At 35.8% G+C, this 19,968-nt stretch carries 16 protein-coding genes; 8 read left to right on the top strand and 8 right to left on the bottom strand.

Translation table 11 applies throughout. From position 1 onward, the window contains the following. Positions 1-3: 3 nt before the first annotated feature. Positions 4-189, top strand: coding sequence for a hypothetical protein (locus KYH19_RS09345; protein WP_219078478.1), 186 nt, complete (start codon positions 4-6; stop codon positions 187-189). A gap of 130 nt (positions 190-319) precedes the next feature. Here the strand turns inward: KYH19_RS09345 and KYH19_RS09350 are convergent, their stop codons facing one another. The 6 genes from KYH19_RS09350 to KYH19_RS09375 all read right to left on the bottom strand — a co-directional run bounded on the left by KYH19_RS09350 (position 320) and on the right by KYH19_RS09375 (position 8,842). After that, positions 320-2,488 (bottom strand): S9 family peptidase, encoded by a 2,169-nt coding sequence (locus KYH19_RS09350; RefSeq protein ID WP_219078479.1) that lies wholly within the window; start codon positions 2,486-2,488, stop codon positions 320-322. Positions 2,489-2,586: 98 nt separating this feature from the next. Further along, the gene (locus tag KYH19_RS09355) at positions 2,587-3,234 is read right to left on the bottom strand and encodes a DUF4412 domain-containing protein (protein WP_219078480.1); all 648 of its coding nucleotides are present in this window, start codon (positions 3,232-3,234) and stop codon (positions 2,587-2,589) included. A gap of 23 nt (positions 3,235-3,257) precedes the next feature. Beyond that, positions 3,258-4,034: an enoyl-CoA hydratase/isomerase family protein gene (locus KYH19_RS09360; protein ID WP_219078481.1), complete on the bottom strand. Its 777-nt coding sequence runs from the start codon at positions 4,032-4,034 to the stop codon at positions 3,258-3,260. A 1-nt stretch (position 4,035) separates the two neighbouring features. Beyond that, positions 4,036-6,015 carry a ComEC/Rec2 family competence protein gene (locus tag KYH19_RS09365; RefSeq protein WP_219078482.1) on the bottom strand — a complete coding sequence of 660 codons (1,980 nt, stop codon included), beginning with the start codon at positions 6,013-6,015 and terminating at the stop codon, positions 4,036-4,038. A 110-nt stretch (positions 6,016-6,125) separates the two neighbouring features. Further along, complete coding sequence (locus tag KYH19_RS09370) at positions 6,126-8,357, bottom strand: helix-hairpin-helix domain-containing protein (protein ID WP_255562605.1); 2,232 nt, start codon at positions 8,355-8,357, stop codon at positions 6,126-6,128. A gap of 149 nt (positions 8,358-8,506) precedes the next feature. Next, entirely contained in the window at positions 8,507-8,842 is a 336-nt protein-coding gene (locus tag KYH19_RS09375) for a MerR family transcriptional regulator (RefSeq protein ID WP_121284799.1), read from the bottom strand. 116 nt (positions 8,843-8,958) lie between these two features. Between KYH19_RS09375 and alaS the strand changes: the two genes are divergently transcribed. Next, a complete protein-coding gene (gene alaS / locus KYH19_RS09380; protein ID WP_219078483.1) occupies positions 8,959-11,571 on the top strand; it encodes an alanine--tRNA ligase in 2,613 nt (870 codons plus the stop codon). An 86-nt stretch (positions 11,572-11,657) separates the two neighbouring features. On the opposite strand, the gene KYH19_RS09385 is transcribed toward alaS, so the two are convergent. Together KYH19_RS09385 and KYH19_RS09390 are read right to left on the bottom strand one after the other, a co-directional pair. Continuing rightward, the gene (locus KYH19_RS09385; RefSeq protein ID WP_219078484.1) at positions 11,658-12,167 is read right to left on the bottom strand and encodes a hypothetical protein; all 510 of its coding nucleotides are present in this window, start codon (positions 12,165-12,167) and stop codon (positions 11,658-11,660) included. A 125-nt stretch (positions 12,168-12,292) separates the two neighbouring features. Then, entirely contained in the window at positions 12,293-12,886 is a 594-nt protein-coding gene (locus tag KYH19_RS09390; protein ID WP_219078485.1) for a hypothetical protein, read from the bottom strand. A 203-nt stretch (positions 12,887-13,089) separates the two neighbouring features. Between KYH19_RS09390 and KYH19_RS24200 the strand changes: the two genes are divergently transcribed. From KYH19_RS24200 to KYH19_RS09420, 6 genes are all read left to right on the top strand, one after another. Beyond that, entirely contained in the window at positions 13,090-13,320 is a 231-nt protein-coding gene (locus KYH19_RS24200) for a hypothetical protein (RefSeq protein WP_255562606.1), read from the top strand. A gap of 375 nt (positions 13,321-13,695) precedes the next feature. Next, a complete protein-coding gene (gatB, locus tag KYH19_RS09400; protein WP_219078486.1) occupies positions 13,696-15,159 on the top strand; it encodes an Asp-tRNA(Asn)/Glu-tRNA(Gln) amidotransferase subunit GatB in 1,464 nt (487 codons plus the stop codon). Continuing rightward, positions 15,159-16,271: a TlpA disulfide reductase family protein gene (locus tag KYH19_RS09405; RefSeq protein WP_219078487.1), complete on the top strand. Its 1,113-nt coding sequence runs from the start codon at positions 15,159-15,161 to the stop codon at positions 16,269-16,271. The genes gatB and KYH19_RS09405 overlap by 1 nt, the downstream gene beginning before the upstream one ends. A 103-nt stretch (positions 16,272-16,374) precedes the next feature. Continuing rightward, entirely contained in the window at positions 16,375-17,064 is a 690-nt protein-coding gene (locus KYH19_RS09410) for a response regulator transcription factor (protein WP_029274338.1), read from the top strand. Positions 17,065-17,294: 230 nt separating this feature from the next. Then, positions 17,295-18,017: an RluA family pseudouridine synthase gene (locus KYH19_RS09415; protein ID WP_219078488.1), complete on the top strand. Its 723-nt coding sequence runs from the start codon at positions 17,295-17,297 to the stop codon at positions 18,015-18,017. 76 nt (positions 18,018-18,093) lie between these two features. Further along, entirely contained in the window at positions 18,094-19,884 is a 1,791-nt protein-coding gene (locus KYH19_RS09420) for a chloride channel protein (protein ID WP_219078489.1), read from the top strand. Positions 19,885-19,968 lie beyond the last annotated feature (84 nt).

Raw genomic sequence — 19,968 nt, forward strand, 5'->3', positions numbered from 1 at the left:
TTAATGGTAAATAAATCTGCTAATGTAAGTTTGGGGATTGGTTTAGGGGATATTAAAAACAGAAGAAAAAAGCTTTCAGAATCAAGTGGAGATGCATTCATTTACTCTGGTGCAGCCTTTGATGGTTTAAAACGGTCTAAAAATAATTTAGCCATTAAAACTGCCTATCTTAAAAAAAATCTTAAATAATAATACTTAATTAAATGGTTTTTACAATGAAACAGTACATTTAAAATTACATGATTGTCATTCCAATACTTACTTGCATCCAATATTTATCGCATAAAAAAAGCAGCCCGAAAGCTGCTTTTTTAAATTTCTATCTTGCTCCCGGAGGGCAGTTTTCTTTTAAAAACTTGGTGTAGGTTAACGATAAATGCTCGCTTGTTCCTTCACCTTCTGAAATACTGTGTGTACGGTTAGGATAACTCATCAGTTGAAAAACCTTTCTGTTTTTAATCAGTTCATTGATCAACATTTCGGCATTCTGATAGTGTACGTTATCGTCGCCTGTACCATGGATATACAATAAATTTCCCTTTAAGTTTTTAGCATAAGTAACAGGAGAACCTTTAACATACGCCTCTTTACTTGGGAAAGGGGTACCCATATAACGCTCCTGATAAATATTATCGTAGGTTAATTGATTACCAACCGCTGCAATTGCAATACCTGTTTTATAAATTTCCGGATATTGGAACATCAGGTTTAAGGTAGACGAACCGCCACCGCTCCAGCCCCAAACGGCTACACGGTCTTTATCCATAAAAGCGTTGGTTGCCAATAGTTTTTTGGCTGCCATGGCCTGATCGCGGATGTTAAGCACGCCGATGTTTTTATAAATGCTTTTACGCCAAGTGCTTCCCTTTGGTACAGGGGCACCTCTATTATCCATTGAAATATAGATATAACCATCTTTGGCCATATCGCCAGCGTATAAAAAGTTTCTTCCGGCGCCATAAGTATCTGCTGCTGTAGGCGAAGCAGGTTCACCATAAACATAAAATACAACTGGGTATTTTTTAGCAGGATTAAAATTATCAGGTTTTTTCATCCAGCCATCCATTTCAATGCCATCTTCAGTGGTTACTTTGAAAAACTCAACTTTGTTTTTAGCCGATTCCTGTTTTGATAATTGGGTAGTAATGCTTCCATCCATCGTAAATGGATTACCTGTAGTAAAGTTCATCCACTCGGTAATTGGCCTTACGATTGAACTGTTATACGTATGACGGGCAAAAGCAGCATTTGGGGAAATATCATAATTATGCGTTCCAGGTAAAACAGAAGGGGTAACCTGCTCTAATTTACCTTTGCCATCTAACTTCGTTTTAAAAAGATATTTCTGAGTGGCATTTGTTGGTGAAGCAAGGAAATAAACCATATTGTTTTTTACATCAATCAACTTCACATCAATTACATCATAGTTACCCTTTGTAACCAATGTTTCTTTTTTTCCATCAATACTGATTCTATACAAATGGTTCCAACCGTCTTTGTCTGATACGATGGTAAATTCTTTATTGTCGTTTAACCATTTCCATTCATCTTGCGCATCAATCCAGGCTTTTGCCTTTTCAGTATAAACCGCTTTTGCATCTCCGTTACTGGCATTGCAGATAAACACTTTACTTTCGTTCTGCTCACGGTTAAGCTGTTGTAAAATAATGTTGTTACTGTTTGGTACCCACTGCATGCGTGGAATGTAATGCTGGATATTATCGCCCGGAACGTTTAACCAGTTTGTTTTCGCAGTGGCGATATCAACTATACCAACTTTACAAACCGAAGGATTTTCGCCAACTTTTGGGTACTCAACCGGAATGGTATACGGATAAATCGAATCAGTATTGTTGATCATCAAAAAGTTTTTGATCTTGGTCGCATCAATTTGCCAATAAGCAATAGATTTCCCATCCGGACTCCACCTAAAACCATCACGACAATCGAATTCCTCTTCATAAACCCAATCAAAAGTACCATTGATCATGCGGTCTGTGCCATCAGTGGTTAAGGCTTTAGCACCAGTTCCGTCAATATTTTCTACATATAAGTTGTGTTTGCTTACATAAGCTACTTTACTTCCATCGGGCGATAATTTTGCAAACATTAAAGATGATGCAGGTTTATCTTTTCCAATCTGGGTAATCTTGTTAGCGGTTAAATCTGCCAACCAATAATCGCCACGGGTATCATAACGCCAAACTTTTTTACTGTTGGTGTAAATTAATGCTTTTGTACCATCATCCGACAATTGGAAACTTCTTACCGCAATGGCATTATCTTTTCCTGCTGGCGTTAATAACGTTCTGGAAATAATTGTTTTTTTGTCGCTTTTAGGGAGGGTAACCGAAATAATTTCTCCGCTTGCAATCTGGTAGTAGGAGTTACCATCTTTTGCCCAGTTGATGCTTTGGGCTTTTGCATCAATTAGCGTACATATTGCGATGCAGGCAATTGATAATTTGAGTGATAAGTTTTTAATCATATATAATTTTGGGGCATAAAAAAAGCTTTTTAACTTTTCGGCTAATTTAAATAAAAAGCCGGCAGTTAAAAAGCCGTAAATTATCTGGAATTGTTTAATTATTCACCACCACCTTGCATGGCTTTCAATTCTTCCATGGTTACTACTTCGTAACCGGCAGGAATTTCAGTGCTAATGGCACCAACTTTGGCTTCAGAAAGAGATTTTAGTACCAGGTCTGAATTTACGCCATTAATTACTGCAGAATATTTTACAGGAAGTGCACCTAAGCCTTTAAAGAAACCACCATTGGTAATTGAAGCAATATCAACATCTTTTGTTGCCCATAATTCATGAGCTCCACCCTTATCGTCTTTGTAAGTATATTTTTCAGCACTTAATCCAGCAATTGTTTGTTTTTCACCAGTTGCTTTATAATCAGAATATTTTGGCAATAAAGCTTCCTGTGCTTCTGTTTCTGCTTTGCTCACCTTTACTGCAAACTGTTTTTGAGCTACGGGAACGTCAATTAATAATAATCCGGTTTTATCTGCCGTATTTGAAATAATGTTAACCATGGCAGGGCCATTTTCAATTTCTATTTTGGTTAAGTTACCATTAAATTTAGTTTTAACGTCTGTTGTTGCACCATTAGCGGTTACAGCAAATACCAAAGTACCTTCAGCAATTTTCTTTTGTGCATGGGCAATTATAGCAGTACTGACTAAGATTAAAGCTACGACGCTTGTTTTGATTGATTTGAACATGTTTTTATTTTAGTTTTAGTTTTTTACCAGTTAATTTTCTCTTTATTTAAAAATGAAGAAATTCCTTTTTTAAAATCCTCACTCTCGCGTACACGGGCATTTATCTGTACCGCAATCTCCAAACTCTTTTCTAAGTGTGGATTAACAGTTTGGTTAATCAGTTGTTTCGTAATCATTAATGAATTACCTGAACTCTCCTTGCACAAACTTAGTGCAAATTCTCTTGTTTTTTGATGAATATCGGATGAATTTGTTACAAAATTTATCAAATTATATTTTAATGCCTGCTCTGCAGAGAAAATTTTTCCAGTTAGTAAAATTTCCTTGACGATGGATTCGCTCACCTTTTGTTTTAAAAAACAAGAAACTATAGCGGGTACAAAACCAATTTTCACTTCAGTATAGCCAAAATTACTTTCAGGAGTAGCAAAAATAATATCACATATAGTCGCTAAACCACAGCCACCGGCAATGGCATGGCCTTCAACCTGGGCAATAACCACCTTTGGTAAGTAATAAATGGTTGTAAATAGTTTTTTTAAATGATTAGAATCAGCTACGTTTTCTTCAAATGTATTGTGCTGTAATTGCTGAAGATATGCTAAATCGGCGCCAGCACTAAATGAGTCACCGTTTGCATTTAATATGACAACTTTTACCTGGTCATCTTCTGATGCTTTTATAAACGCAGCAGTTAATTCAGCGATTAGTTGAGGGTTTAACGCATTTCTTTTTTCAGGCCTGTTGATTGTTATTGTTGCTATTCTTTCAGCAACCTGATATAAAACCAGATCTTCCATATTATTGGCTTATTTGCACCAAATATGCTTTATTTTTCTTTAAAACATGTACATCTTTATCATTATTCTCCATGTGCTTCTTTAGGATCTGAATTTTATAATCCTTATTAGAGGCATCGATTATTGCAGTTTTATATTTTACATCAACATCCATTTTGGCTAAATTAAATTTAGTATTTCCGCTTAACCAGATACTTGAAAACGTAGCCTTTCCATTTATCTTTTTATTGTTCAGCTTTTCGTCAATCAAAAGCATCCTATATTGAAAAAAGGCAATCTGGTTGTTCTTTAATATAAATTGTCCCAAAACGGTGTCTTTCTTGAAATCAATAATAGATATCTTATTTAACTGTAATTGAGCTAATGCTGGTTGAATAGAAAAGGCATAGTTTTTATCATCACTATTTATATCTGAAATTAAAATAGCTTCTTTTCCATTAATAAATGCAGCAGCATAATTTTTTCTTAAGGAAAAGAAAATGATTTTCCTCTGTTGGAAAACCTTTAAATCATCGCGTAAAATCAAAAGTTGATAACAAACAAATAAAAATAAAGAAGAGAACAAAAGTTGTTTGTTAAGTTTTGTCAACGCATAAATAAATAATCCTAGCGAAAGGCTCAACAAGACAAATTCAGGCAGGTTAATCCATATTGATGAAAAGCTGGCATAAGGCAAATTGGCAATCCATTTTAATACCGCATTCGTAAAGTTTATTATCCATTCGAAAATCGGTGCCAGAAACCCGAAAGACGGAATTAATACCACAATCCCTAAATACATCATGAATATTAATGGGATCGTGATGAAAAGATTAGCAAAGAGAAAGTAAAATGGAAATTGATAAAAATAGTAAATACTTAATGGAAATGTGACTATTTGTGCCGCTAAAGACATGGATGTGAAACTCCATAATTTATCTATCCAATTATGTTCAGTATAAAGGAGATTGTAGATTTTCGGCTGAAGATAAATTAGTCCAAATACGGCCAGATAGGAGAGTTGAAATCCAACATCCCAGATTAAAAATGGATTGTAAACGAGTTGACAAAATGCAGAAAAGGCTAAAACATTATAACTATTGGTTTTCTTTGATAAAACTTTTGCCGTTATTAAAATACTGATCATTATGGCTGAGCGAACCACAGAGGGCGATAATCCCGTTAACAAAGCATATCCCCAAATCAAAGTACAGAGGAGTAATAGTTTCAATATTCTTAACGCACTGTTCTTATTCAAAAAGAAAAACATAAAATCTAAAACAACATAGATAATAGCTACATGTGCTCCTGATACCGATAAAGCATGAATGGTTCCGGTTTTGGAATAGGCCGATAAAGTTTCTTTGCTTAAATCCGCTCGGTAACCTAAAATAAGGGTAGAGGCCACAGCAAAAGCTTCATCACTTTTAATTAATGTTCTGTATTTTGCAACTTGTTTTTCTCTTAAGTTTAAGGCCATCTTTATAATCGAATTACCAACATTTTTTTTGGTGCTAACAATATGGTTCTGATCTATAAATGCCTGATGATAAATATTCTGACTACCTAGCCAGGCCTTAAAGTCAAATTCTGCAGGATTGTATGGCGGTTCCACTTCAGTATAGCTAACCGAAATCATCATTTCGTCTCCATACTTTAGTTGGATAGGTTTAAGGCTGTCTAATTTTACAGTAAGCAGCATTTGTCCCGATAAGCTGATCTGTTTACCTTTTAGATATCCAGATCTTACCTTTGCTTTAAAACGCACAATATTGCCATTTTGCTGAGGCTCATTGTTAACCCAAACTTTTAAATAATTGCAATTGGTTTTTGCAAAGTAATTTTGGTTTAAACTTTCGTTATTAAGCAGGCAAAACAAACTGCCAAGGTTGAAAAAAAGTATGTAAATCAAAATACCAACTGCACCTTTGTAACGATAGATATTGAATCTTTTATAAGTAACGTTTAAAAATAAAATGCTCAGTAAAACAACAACTAGCATTAAGTTCAACCATTTAATATATGCTAACGCCGGGAAGAAATAAAAAATAGAGACGCCCAAAATAAAAGGAAATAGGATCCTGACAAAAATATACTCCGTCTTAAACATATTTAAAATTGATAGCGTACTTGAACTTTCATTTCCGATTTTTTATTACCCTTAATTTCGTCCAGATAAGTACCTACTGTATTTACGTCCTTATAAACAAATAACCCATATCGGATCCATACATTTAATTTTTTAACTATATTGTATTTCAGGTTGAGGTAGGTTCTGAAACCTCTTCCATTATACAATCCAAAAGCAAAACTGTATAAAACATCATCTTCATATGCATAAATTCTACTGTTGTAACTCGCCGTATTGAAATAGGCAAATCTTACATTGCCGGTTAGCTTAGCGAACATTGGCGAATAGTCAATATCCTGATAAATGAGATAGCCAAATTCCCTGTTTGCACTTCCTTTCTTATATTGAGAAACCTCTATCCGGTTTTGAAAATGCCAATTCTTGTTCAGTTGCCAATTTGCCTCTGTCCGGTAACCTTTTCTTTTAACAGGGTCTAAAAAATTTACGGGAACATCCAGATCTGTATTTTGTTGTTTATTTTCTGATTTAAATCGAACTAAAATTTTAAGGGTTTTGCTTGGTGTATAAATTGCCTGGGCTAAAACTTCGTAACCCTTTGAAGGCTCATCAACACGGTATTTTAACCAGGGGAACCGAAATAAATCACCATAGAAAGAAAAAGCCCAATGTTTATTCGGGTTAACATTTAAGCCGGCATACAATCCCTTTTCATTTACGGCTTCGGTTGATTCGGATACTGCCTGATTAAAGAAACTGTGGTAATCTTTAGCATAATTGCGATAAGTTAAGGCTGCAGAAACCGATGAAGACAAACTAATGAGTACACCGTTAATATAGGCAAAGCCACCACCCAAACCTTTTGCTCCTTCACCATAGAGGTACATGTTTTTATAGGTATAATTATAATATAAACCTAAATTAGTTAACGATTTACCCGTGAAACTATACCGATCGTAAGCTGCAGTTTGCGTAATAAAACGATTCTTATAATTGGTATGGTAAGCAATTGCACCAATAGTGAGTTCGTTTTTAGCATATTGAACCGTTGTGCCAAATACACGCTGTGCCAAAACACCTCTATTCTTAATCTCAGTAGGCGTTCTATGCAATCCAGTTTGATTAATAGTAGACTGAACTAAATTTCCTTCAGCATCTAACTTTTGACTCGCATCAAGATTACGGAACGAGATAAAAGGAGTAATATCTACATTCTTAAATAAATTAATCGTTGCGGCAGCGCCTCTAAAAAAGGAATATTCGTTTGTAGAATTATAAGGCCTTAAACCCAAATCTTTTTTAGCTACACTGGTTACATCAGGTCCTTTGCCAAAAGAAAAACCCGACCATAAAGTTAAGCCCTGACCAAATTGTTGTGTATAATCGCCAACTACCAATTTTTTTAATTTACCTAATTTGAATAGTGCAATATTTCCTGAATAAAAATCGAAAGGCTTACCGATAAATTTTTCTCCGGCATCTTTATCTAAAGTTATGGCTGCCGATAGAATTGAACTGTATTGATACCGGTATCGCATCTGAAATCGCTCTGGCGAACCTAAATACCTGTTGCCTGGTAAATCAGTATAACCTCGTTGTTTTTGTAAAGTTTGTGCTAAACGCATCATCAGGTCATTTTCACCAGCATGTACCAAGTTTTTAAAACTAAGCTGTTCATATTCTGCAATATTGGTTAATGTTACAAATGGGAGCAGCATTTGAATCGTTTTAACATCAAAGCCGGCAATGCTTTGTAATTCAAGCACATCCGCAAGCGGACCATTTTCCTTTAAATGTGTAAAGAAATTACCAATCTGTAATGGAGAGAGGAATACCAAAGTATTCAATTCTTCTACCGAAGTGCGATTCAGGTTAATTGGGTGTTTCCGATATTTCTCCAAAACATCAACCAACTCGGTCATATCGTAATCATCCGGAAGGTTTTCAGCCATGCTTTCCAAAATATCACGTATAGTTGTTTCCTGTGTGTTAGTTTGGGCATTTGCCATAAATCCAACCATGACAAAGGCAACAGTTAAAAACTTAAATGCATAACCACTTCCAGTTATAAATTTATGATAAAAGTCAGTTAGCCATGAGATGATCAGATCCCGGCTAAGGAACAGGATATCTCTAAAGGAATTTACTTGCGACAGCCTACTACAAAATAATGCAGATAAACCGACACCCAAATGCTTTTTGGGAACTAAAAAATGAGAAAAAGGGACAGGCAACAATACATACCATATTTTCATAAGCAGAGTTTAAACTGGTTAATAAAAAATAGGGTGATTTTGTATTGATGATCCTAATATAGGGAAATAATTAAAAAACTACAAGAAATGTATTTTTTTAATTACTTAAATGAATGCAAAGAGATTTACATTATAATAGTACTGCTTACCTAAAGTTCTTCTGCTAGGTTTACTAAAAAACTTTTCAGTTTTTCTAATGAATCAATAATCTTTTGATTCTCTCTAACACCTGTTTTATTGTTCTTCAAATAATCTTTGGCACCTTTTAATGTAAAACCTTTTTCATCAACCAGGTTGAAAATAATTTTTAGGTTTTCAATGTCTTCTGGTGTGAAAAGGCGGTTACCTTTCTTGTTTTTTTTGGGTTGGAGAATATCGAATTCTTTCTCGTAAAAACGGATCTGCGATGCGTTGACATTAAACATTTCAGTCACCTCACCCATGGTATAATACATTTTATTAATGTCTCTTTCTTTATACGGCATATTTTGTAGTTGATTATGAGTGTTTTATATCGTTTAATTAAAGTATTCAAATGTAGCTCGATTTTTCCTTATTAACGCAATAAAATTTTAATTTTGTTCCTTCCAATAATATTGAAATGACAGCAAAAGAGATTAGACAGGCATTCCTTAGTTTTTTTGAATCGAAACAACATCATGTTGTTCCTTCAGCACCGATTGTGGTTAAAAACGACCCCACTTTAATGTTTACCAATGCGGGTATGAACCAATTTAAAGATTTATTTTTAGGGGAAGCCGCTATAAAATATTCTCGTGTTGCTGATACCCAGCGCTGTTTACGTGTTTCGGGCAAACATAACGATCTGGAAGAGGTGGGGATTGATACTTATCACCATACCATGTTCGAAATGTTGGGTAATTGGAGTTTCGGCGATTATTTCAAAAAAGAAGCCATTGCCTGGAGTTGGGAATTATTGACTGAAGTTTATAAAATCCCGAAAGAAAAATTATATGTTACCTATTTCGAAGGCGACGAGAAAGAAGGCCTGGAAAAAGACCACGAAGCCTATGACCTTTGGAAACAATATGTGGATGAAAGCCATATTTTACCTGGAAATAAAAAAGACAATTTTTGGGAAATGGGCGATACCGGTCCTTGTGGGCCATGCTCTGAAATCCACGTAGATTGCCGTACCGACGAAGAAAAAGCATTGATTGATGGTGCTACCCTTGTAAATGCAGATCATCCCCAGGTAATCGAAATCTGGAATAATGTATTTATGCAGTTTAACCGCTTAAAAGATGGTTCATTGCAAAGTTTACCAGCTAAACACGTTGATACCGGAATGGGTTTCGAACGCCTGGTACGTGTTCTACAGGAAAAAACCTCTAACTACGATACCGATGTTTTTCAGCCAATGATTCAGTTTATTGCGGAGAAATCTGGAATTAAATATGGTACCGACGAGAAAACAGATATTGCCATGCGCGTAATGGCCGATCACATCCGTGCAATTTCATTTGTTATTGCCGATGGGCAGTTACCTTCTAATAATAAAGCAGGTTATGTCATCCGCAGGATTTTACGCCGTGCCGTACGTTATGCTTATACGTTTTTAAACTTTAAAGATCCGTTTTTGAATCAACTGGTTCCTTTATTGGCTGAGCAATTTAAAGGTGTATTTGATGAACTGATTTCGCAACAGGATTTCGTTCAGAAAGTAGTACTTGAAGAAGAAGTTTCTTTCTTGAGAACCTTATCTACAGGAATTCAACGTTTTGAAAGATACCAGGCTACTGGCGGTATGGTTGAAGGAGCTTTTGCCTTCGAATTATCAGATACTTTTGGTTTCCCGATCGATTTAACTGAATTAATGGCTAGAGAAAAAGGCTGGAGCGTTGATCTGGTTGGATACGAACAGGCGTTGAAAAAGCAAAAAGACGATAGCCGCGCGGCAACAGCCATAGATACAGGCGATTGGATTATTGTAAATACTGATGAGCAAAGCGAATTTGTTGGTTATGATGATTTAGAAATCGAAACGGAAATTTTAAAATACCGTAAAGTAAAAGCCAAAGGTAAAGAGCAATTTCAAATTGTTTTACGCCAAACACCTTTTTATGCCGAAAGTGGTGGTCAGGTAGGGGATACCGGTCGTTTAGAAGATCATAGCCGCCAGTTTTGGGTAGATATTACCGATACAAAAAAAGAAAACGGACTAACGGTTCACTTTGCAGATATTTTGCCCGATAATTTAGAAGGTAAATTTTGGGCGGTTGTAGATGAAGATAAACGTGTTTTAACGGAAGATAACCACTCGGCTACACACTTATTGCACGCTGCCCTTAAACAGGTTTTGGGTAAACATGTTAACCAGAAAGGTTCGTTGGTTAATGCAGATTACCTGCGTTTCGATTTTTCTCACTTTGCTAAAGTTACAGACGAGGAATTAGCACAAATTGAGGTAATTGTGAATCAGAAAATCAGACAGAACATTAAATTGAAGGAACAACGTAACGTTCCTTATCAGGATGCCATTGAAAGTGGTGTAACGGCTCTGTTTGGTGAAAAATATGGCGATTTTGTTCGTATGATTACTTTTGATGATCATTTTTCTAAAGAACTTTGCGGGGGTACACATGTAAAAGCTACAGGGCAGATCGGTTCTTTCAAAATTGTTTCTGAAAGCGCCGTTGCCGCAGGTGTTCGCCGTATTGAAGCCATTACCGCTGATAAAGCAGAGCAGTTTTTTTTAGATCAAAGAAAAGAATTAGGACAGTTAAAAGCTTTATTAAACGGGAGCAAAGATTTATCAGCTTCTGTCCAGGCTTTATTGGATGAAAATGCAAAACTAAAAAAGGAGATCGAAAAATCGACAATAGAGCGTGTAAATACTTTAAAACATGAAATTGTTCACCATGTAAGAGGAATTAATGGAATCAACCTGATTGCAAAACACATCGATCTGCAAAGTGCCGAAGCCATTAAAAACCTGGCTTTTTCTTTGAAAGATATGATTGATAATCTTTTCTTAGTGTTCACAACAGAAATTGATGGTAAACCAGGAATAACGGTAATGCTTTCTGATCACCTGGTGACGAAAGGATTAAATGCTTCAAATATTGTTCGCGAATTGGGCAAAGAAATTCAAGGCGGTGGAGGTGGACAGCCATTCTATGCTACAGCAGGTGGTAAAAATCCAGCAGGCTTAAAGGTTGTTTTGGAAAAGGCAGAAAGTTTTATTCCTTAAGATCGTTATTGCCAGGAGAAATGACGAATTAATCTTATTAACAGATATATCCATAAAAAAAGAGGCTAAACGCCTCTTTTTTGGTTTTAATGTCTGCCATGACCATGTTTTTCGCGGTGTCCTCTGGAGAATAAACCAGGATTTCCCCTTCTGTCATAATATCTGTGATCTACATGATGAGGTTTATAATGATTTTTTGGACCGCGAAATCTGATTCTATCGCCACCACCGTATGATGATCGGTAATAGTTATTACGGCTAACATAGGTTACCCTATGTGTGTTATAATTGCGATATGGACTGTTTCCATACATTATAACTTTACGCCCGTGATGTAGATCGTAACCCCGATACCTGGCTGGTAAATATCTTGATCTTGTCCATCGGTTGCCATTTAAATAAACAAACTGCCTTTGTGGAACATAATAATAAGATTGTACTTCTGGTAGATAATAATAATTAACGTTTTGGTAACCTGCAGGAACCCAGTTTGGTTGACTACCAACATTTACACTAATATTTACCTGAGCGTTAGATTGATTAGATGTTAAAGCCACGATACCTAAAATCGCGGAAATGATGAATAGCTTTTTCATAATAATCTATTTTATTTGTGTGTACTTCAATAATTCAAATGCTGTGCCAAAACTTCTATTGTAACAGACATATAAAAAAAAGGAGCCTCTTTCGAAACTCCTTTAACCACAACTAAATATTAATTTTAATGGCGTTCATGATCACGGCCTTTTCTGTTATCTCTTTCCGGGCGGTTATCTTGACCATTGTTAAATTCGGGACGGCCATTATTTTGAGCAGGTCTTATTACGTTTTTTCGCACTACACGATTAGGGCGGTTATCGATAACAGTAACATTTCTTGCAGGCCTTTGGTTATAATTTGGATGTCCTTTTACAACATAATACTTCGTATCTCTACTATCCCTGATAATGGCTTGACGGCCACCATAGTTTTTATATTTACTATACCTGGTTACGTATATATTATTTCTTAAGTAAGGTTTAGGTTCGTTGATTACCACTTTATAAGCGCGGTATAAATCAAAGTTCCTGTATTGGGCGGGCAAATTGCTTACCCAAACCCAACGTCCGCCGTTAGGATAAATGTATTGTGCAGTAGGCACATAATAATAGGCATTTATGTCAGGAAAATAATAATAGTCTACATGATTATATCCTGTTGGACCCCAAACTGGCTGAGCACCGATATTGATATTTAAGCTAACCTGTGCTTTTGCATTGTTGATGCCGAATAATGAAACCATCAGTACTGCGGCAAATAAAACTAACTTTTTCATAACTTTTTAATTAAAGGTTTCTTTTGTGTTTGGTTAGATAGACTACAATACTTGGTTGCAGTTTAATTATAGGATCCCCTTTAACATTTTTTTAACTATTAATATAACTGAGTAATTTTACTCAACATATTGAGTAAATTATTGAAATACATGTAACTTATTTATGTTTAGCACTTTATGAAAAATTTTGATTAATCAAATTGATGATTCTAAATCAACAAAAACTAACTGAATCATTAGCCGGAAGATTCGAATTAACTTATTTAGGGCATTGGAGTTTTGCTGAAATGGAAAGTGCTTTTGGTTTTACTGCCAAACAATATGTATGGTTTGGTGGTTACTCAGCTTCTGCAGGCTTAATTAACGATGAAAAGCGGTGGAAAAACTATGTCTCTAATGCATTAATAGAAACCAGTATTCGAAAGATATTTTAATGCTAACCCGTGTAGACAAACCTGCTTTAATGAAACGTTTGTTTGCATTGGGTTGTCTGTAATCTAGCCAGATACTGTCTTTCAACAAAATATTAGGCCAACTTTCTGATGCAGGTAATACCACAACATTATCGCATTATTTAAAATTAATAGATACAGCGGGTTTGCTGGGGGGTATTGAAAAATTTGTTGCTAATGTAATCCGTAAACGTTCATCCAGTTCAAAATTCCAGGTGCATAATAATGCTTTGGTAAGCCTTTTTTAACGAAAGACTAAATAATAACTATATTTGGCACATTAATACTTAGCCATAGATTAAATCTGTATTGAACTGTAACCTTTGGTTAATAACTTATAACAATAAGAAGCTTTAAATGCCTTTACAAGAAACAAGCCCCCAAACTGTTTTCGAACTCGTTTCAGGATTAGAGATCCACGTTCAGTTAAATACAAATACGAAAATATTTTCTGCTGATAGTGCATCTTTTGGGGCTTTACCTAATCAAAATATATCTACGGTTTCGTTGGCATTGCCTGGGGCATTACCTAAGTTAAACAAAGAAGTAGTAGCCAAAGCAATCCGTATTGGTTTAGCTTTAAATTGTACCATCAACCAGATCAATCATTTCGACCGGAAAAACTATTTCTACGCCGATTTGCCAAAAGGATATCAGATTACTCAAGATAATCAACCAATCTGTGTTAATGGTTTTTTGGAACTTCAATTGGCAGATGGGTCTATCAGGAAAATCGGAATCAATCGCATACATCTGGAAGAAGACGCTGGAAAAAGCATTCATGATCAGGACGATAACTATTCTTTGGTTGACCTGAACCGTGCAGGTGTGCCATTAATAGAAATTGTAACCGAACCCGATATTCGCAGTTCGGAAGAAGCTTCGGTATTACTGAGCGAAATCAGGAAACTGGTAAGGCATTTAAATGTAAGTGACGGTAATATGGAAGAAGGCAGTTTACGTTGCGATGCCAATATTTCTATACGTCCGCAAGGCACTACTGAATTTGGAACCCGCTGCGAAGTAAAAAACCTAAACTCAATGCGTAACGTACGTAGAGCAATGGATTTCGAATTTGGCCGTCAGGTAGAAGTGATTAGCAATGGAGGAAGGATTATTCAGAGCACATTGAATTTTGATGCTGACAAAGGCACTACGTCACCAATGCGTACTAAAGAAGAGGCGAACGATTATCGCTATTTTTCAGACCCTGATTTACAACCCATTCATATTTCAGATGATTGGCTGGCAGAGATCAAATCATTGATGCCCGCTTTGCCAAATGAAATTTCAGAGCAATTGATTGCCGATTTTGGAATCAGCAAGGCAGATGCAGCATTATTTGCAGAGGATTTAGATCTTCTGGTTTATTTTAATACATCCAAACCGGTTGTAAATAATAAAAAAAGCCTGATCAATTGGTTAATCGGTCCAATAAGGGCTGTTTTAAACGAAAAAAGGATTGGCATTACCGATTTTAAAGTAAAACCTGAGCAGCTAGCGGAGGCAATTAATTTGGTTGATGATAAAAAAATTACCCAACAGATTGCAATTCAACAATTATTGCCAGCTATTGAATCAAAGGAAAATGCAAACGTTACCCATTTAGCGCAATCATTAAACTTACTTATTTCTGAAAATGGAGACGAATTAAGTGGTTTTATTGATGAAGTGTTAAATAAATACCCTCAACAGGTAGAAGCGTACAAGAAAGGTAAAAAGGGCGTTTTAGGTTTGTTTGTTGGTGAGGTAATGAAACTAGCCAAAGGAAAAGCCGATGCTAAAAAATTAAATGAATTAATACTTGAAAAACTGAAATAATGAGACTAAAACAATTGAGCCTGATCATGCTGATCGCGATTGCCTTCACTGCATGTAAATCTAAAGATAGCTTTACGATTGACGGAACTTTCCAAAATCCGGGTAAGGAGAAGAAAGTATTTTTATACGGCATGCAAAATAGCAATATGGTTGCAATCGATTCAACTAATTTATCAGAAAAAGGTGAATTTAAATTCATCCGTAAAACTCCATCAGTCGATTTCTTTAGGGTATCAGTAGGTAACCATGAGTTTATGTTAATTGCAAAAAATGGCGATGAAATTAAATTAGAGGCTGATTTGGCTGATAAAACCATGGCGTATAAAATTTCAGGAGCGAATGAGGTAGAAAAATTATCAGAACTGAATGCCATTAGAAATAATTTTGCGAAACAGGTAGAAAAATTGCAGGCCGATTTTGAAGCAAAAGTGGCAACACAACCTCAAAACAGGGCTGCTGTATTAGAATCAATGAAACCTCAGTACGAATCTTATATCAACCAATTGAATACACAGATTATAAAATTTGCTAAAGACAATAAAGGTACGCTAGCTAGTTTCTATGCCATGAATACTTTAAGTCCGCAAGAATTTGAAGGAGAACTGGTGAAATTTGCCGATGAAGTTAAAGAAGAAATTAAAGGTAATGCTACGGTTGATGCTTTTGTAAAACAGATGGCGCTTTTAAAGGCTGTTCAGGTGGGGCAGGTTGCTCCGGCATTTACCATTAATACAGCAGACAATAAACCGGTAAGTTTATCAGATTATAAAGGGAAATATGTGCTGATCGACTTTTGGGCATCATGGTGCCAGCCTTGCCGTCAGGAGAATCCGAATGTAGTTAAAGTTTACAATAAATATAAAAATAAGAACTTTGATATTATTGGCATTTCGTTAGATACTGATAAGGCTGCATGGTTAGGAGCAGTAAAAGCAGATGGATTAACCTGGACACATGTATCAGAATTAAAAGACTTTAACGGCGAAACGGTAAAAAAATATCAGGTACAAGCCATCCCAACTTCTTATCTGGTTGATCCTGCTGGAAAAATAGTAGCTAAAAACTTGCGTGGCGACGAACTGGAAGGCTTTTTAGCTAAAACGTTACGTTAAAAAAAATTCCATGTTAAACTAATTTAAGTAATTAACAATTTCTTAACTTAGACTTAACTAAATATTGCATCATAGACACTACTTTCGTAACAAATATTTAACTATGAACAACGCAGGTCAGAAAATATTAATTGTTGATGATGAACCAGATATTCTGGAGCTTATTGAATATAATCTTAAAAAAGAAGGTTATCAGGTTTTCACAGCTACCAATGGCCAGGAAGGAATTACTGTTGCGAAAAAGGTACATCCGGATTTGATTATCCTGGATATTATGATGCCTAAAATGGATGGGATTGAGGCTTGCCGTTTAATGCGTGCAATACCCGAGTTTAAGAATACATTTATGGTTTTCTTAACCGCCAGAAGTGAAGAGTATTCAGAAATTGCAGGTTTTAATGTAGGTGCTGATGATTATATCGCAAAACCAATTAAACCACGTGCTTTAGTGAGCCGTATAAATGCTATTCTAAGAAGAAATACTGGTACGGAAGAAGTATCTGAGAACAAATTGGAAATTGGAGATTTAGTAATCGACCGTGAAGCTTATTTGGTTTTTCAAGGCGGTAACAAAGTGGTATTGGCCAAAAAAGAATTTGAGCTTTTGTATTTACTGGCGTCAAAACCAGGAAAAGTTTATACACGCGAATCGATCCTAAAAAATATCTGGGAAGATTCAGTAGTGGTAACTAATAGGACTATCGATGTTCACATTCGTAAACTTAGAGAAAAATTAGGTGAAACTTATGTATCAACCGTAAAAGGAGTAGGTTATAAGTTTGAGCTTTCTTAAATTATAAAAGCTAAAGGTATTAAGCCGTTCTGATCAAACATCGGGGCGGCTTTTTTTTGTTTTTCATTTCTACTGCTGTAGAAAAAATTGATGATTCAGATTTCTCCATTTCGCTGCGCTTCAGTCGAAAGGACGATTACCTGCGCTGGCAATATGAATAAATTAAGGACAACGTCGACTGTAAGAAAAAATAAAATCGTACTTTTGCGCTTCATTAATTACAGCACAGCTTGAAATTTCCAAATTTTAAAGACCTTATTCTTTTCGAAGACAACGATTTTATTGTGATCAATAAACCTCCATTTTTAGCCTCGCTTGATGAGCGTGGCGGATCGGGAGAAACCAATGTATTGCGCTTAGCTAAACAATACAGTGATGATGCACAGGTTTGTCACCGCTTGGATAAAGAAACTTCTGGTGCGTTAATTATTGCTAAAAACCCTGAAGGTTACCGTCATGCTTCTATGCAGTTCGAAAGAAGAAAGGTGAATAAAACCTATCATGCGGTAGTAGACGGACATGTTATTTTTGACAAGCTAACAGTTGATTTGCCCATTTTAAACGATGGCAATAAAAACGTGACCATTGATAGGGTGGAAGGTAAAAGAGCAGAGACTATCTTCGACTCATTAAAATACTACAAACACTATACTTTGGTGGAATGTAAGCCAATAACAGGCCGTATGCACCAAATTCGTATTCACCTGGCTACGCAAAGAGCAGCCATTGTGGGTGATGATATGTATAAAGGTAAACCTGTTTTTCTTTCTTCAATTAAAAGGGGGTATAAATTAACCAAAGGTGAAGAGGAGCAACCAATCATGAAACGTTTTGCTTTACATGCCCGCCATTTGGTTTTTAAAGGACTTAACGATCAGGATATTGTGATCGATGCACAATACCCGAAAGATTTTGCAACATTAATTAAATTATTGGATAAATTTGATGCATAAAAGAAGCCTTTAAATTGGCTTCTCCCTTTGTTTTTGTTACTTTTGGGCATCGCCCTCTATTTAAAAAAACAATAGAATGTACATCAGATTTGTAAATTACCTTGATAAGATTAACCAATACCGAAAATCTAAAATATCAAACCGTAATTTCTTAGTTATCCTTGCCGTAATTGTCGGGATTTTGGCCGGATTGGCTGCCGCTGCTTTAAAAAGTTTAACCCACCACATCGAAGAATTTCTTCAGTCTGATTGGCATTGGAAATACAAATACTACCTGTATTTTATTTTTCCGATGATCGGTATTTTATTAACCGTACTGTACATCAAATACTTTATCCGTAAAACGAAGTTCGAAACAGGATTAACTCCTTTACTTTATGCTATTTCGAAAAAATCGAGTAAGGTAGAAGCACACAATATTTATTCACAGATCATAACTGCAGCAGTTACGGTAGGTTTTGGTGGCTCTACAGGTTTGGAAGCACCTATTGTAACCAGTGGGTCAGCCATTGGATCCAATCTTGGCCGTGTATTGGGTTTATCGTACCGCGAAATTACCATGCTAGTGGCTTGTGGTGCAGCCGCTGGTATTGCAGGAGCATTTAATAGCCCTGTAGCGGGAATTGTTTTTGCCATTGAAATTCTATTGCCCGAATTTACCATCCCTGCATTTATCCCACTTTTATTATCCGCCGCAACAGCAGCAGTAGTTGCAAGACTATTTTATACCCAGCAGCTTTTCTTTTTGGTTACAGAAGGCTGGAAAGTTAATGCCTTGTTTTACTATGTCATCCTGGCTTGTTTTATTGGTTTATTCTCCATCTATTTTACCAAAGCCAATTATGCTGTAAAAGGATTATTTTATAAAATAAAACATCCTTACACTAAAGTGGTTGTAGGTGGTTTGATGTTGGGAGCTTTGGTATTTCTATTTCCAACACTATATGGTGAAGGATACATTACCATAAAAGGGTTATTAAAAGGCGATTATAATACCGTAATTAACAACAGTATTTTTGCCGATTATAATACCATTCCGGCTATAGTAGTGTTGTTTTCTTTGGTAACCATTTTCATGAAGTCCATAGCGACTTTGGTTACTTTAGGTGCTGGTGGTAATGGAGGTACATTTGCACCCAGTTTAATTATGGGTGGTTTAATCGGGTTTATATTTGCTTACGTGGTGAACCTATCAGGAATAGCACAGCTTAACGTTTCTAATTTTATTGTGGCTGGTATGGCTGCTGCTTTGGGCTCCATTATGCATGCGCCTTTAACAGGTATTTTTCTGATCGCTGAAATTACGGGAGGGTATATTTTAATGGTGCCATTGATGATTACCACTGCAATTTCTTACGCCATTAACCGCAGCTCGCAAAAACACTCTATTTACACGAAAGCACTAGCCGATAAAGGAGAACTATTATCTCACGAGGATAAGGATACCACTGTTTTAAACCAGATGAAACTGAAATACCTGATCGAGAAAAGTTATCCTCAGTTAAAGATGAATGATCTGATTTCCGTTAAAATGAATGAAATTTTGCAATCGCATAAAAATATCTGTGCGGTTACCGATGAACTGGGTGATTTTAAGGGGATTATTTATATTGAAGAGTTATTTAATGAGATGATCAACCATCCTGATAAAGGAAATTTAATGGCTTCTCATTTGGTTCAGTCTGCACCGAATACCATTAAAGAAAATGATGAACTTAAAATGGTACTAGAAAAAATGGAACAAGATAACGTATGGATTTTACCGGTGTTAACCGCACAGAATCAATATTTAGGTTTTGTTTCTAAAGCAGCTATCTTTAATAAATACAGGGCATTGCTGATGAGGCAAAATGATTATATGGGATAACCCCTAAATCCTATGATATCGCCATTTCGACCGTAGTGGAGAAATCTATTAGCAAATACTTTAATAGATCTCTCCATTTCGCTA

The sequence above is a fragment of the Pedobacter sp. D749 genome (assembly GCF_019317285.1).
Taxonomy (GTDB): domain Bacteria; phylum Bacteroidota; class Bacteroidia; order Sphingobacteriales; family Sphingobacteriaceae; genus Pedobacter.

Excerpts from the sequence above, each read along its gene's own strand:
- KYH19_RS09355 (WP_219078480.1), bottom strand. The coding sequence starts at position 3,234 with ATGTTCAAATCAATCAAAACAAGCGTCGTAGCTTTAATCTTAGTCAGT.
- KYH19_RS09345 (WP_219078478.1), top strand. The coding sequence starts at position 4 with ATGGTAAATAAATCTGCTAATGTAAGTTTGGGGATTGGTTTAGGGGAT.
- KYH19_RS09410 (WP_029274338.1), top strand. The coding sequence starts at position 16,375 with ATGAACAACGCAGGTCAGAAAATATTAATTGTTGATGATGAACCAGAT.
- KYH19_RS09365 (WP_219078482.1), bottom strand. The coding sequence starts at position 6,015 with ATGCTAGTTGTTGTTTTACTGAGCATTTTATTTTTAAACGTTACTTAT.
- alaS (WP_219078483.1), top strand. The coding sequence starts at position 8,959 with ATGACAGCAAAAGAGATTAGACAGGCATTCCTTAGTTTTTTTGAATCG.
- KYH19_RS09405 (WP_219078487.1), top strand. The coding sequence starts at position 15,159 with ATGAGACTAAAACAATTGAGCCTGATCATGCTGATCGCGATTGCCTTC.
- KYH19_RS09360 (WP_219078481.1), bottom strand. The coding sequence starts at position 4,034 with ATGGAAGATCTGGTTTTATATCAGGTTGCTGAAAGAATAGCAACAATA.
- gatB (WP_219078486.1), top strand. The coding sequence starts at position 13,696 with ATGCCTTTACAAGAAACAAGCCCCCAAACTGTTTTCGAACTCGTTTCA.
- KYH19_RS09375 (WP_121284799.1), bottom strand. The coding sequence starts at position 8,842 with ATGCCGTATAAAGAAAGAGACATTAATAAAATGTATTATACCATGGGT.
- KYH19_RS09390 (WP_219078485.1), bottom strand. The coding sequence starts at position 12,886 with ATGAAAAAGTTAGTTTTATTTGCCGCAGTACTGATGGTTTCATTATTC.
- KYH19_RS09420 (WP_219078489.1), top strand. The coding sequence starts at position 18,094 with ATGTACATCAGATTTGTAAATTACCTTGATAAGATTAACCAATACCGA.
- KYH19_RS09350 (WP_219078479.1), bottom strand. The coding sequence starts at position 2,488 with ATGATTAAAAACTTATCACTCAAATTATCAATTGCCTGCATCGCAATA.
- KYH19_RS09385 (WP_219078484.1), bottom strand. The coding sequence starts at position 12,167 with ATGAAAAAGCTATTCATCATTTCCGCGATTTTAGGTATCGTGGCTTTA.
- KYH19_RS09370 (WP_255562605.1), bottom strand. The coding sequence starts at position 8,357 with ATGAAAATATGGTATGTATTGTTGCCTGTCCCTTTTTCTCATTTTTTA.
- KYH19_RS24200 (WP_255562606.1), top strand. The coding sequence starts at position 13,090 with ATGATTCTAAATCAACAAAAACTAACTGAATCATTAGCCGGAAGATTC.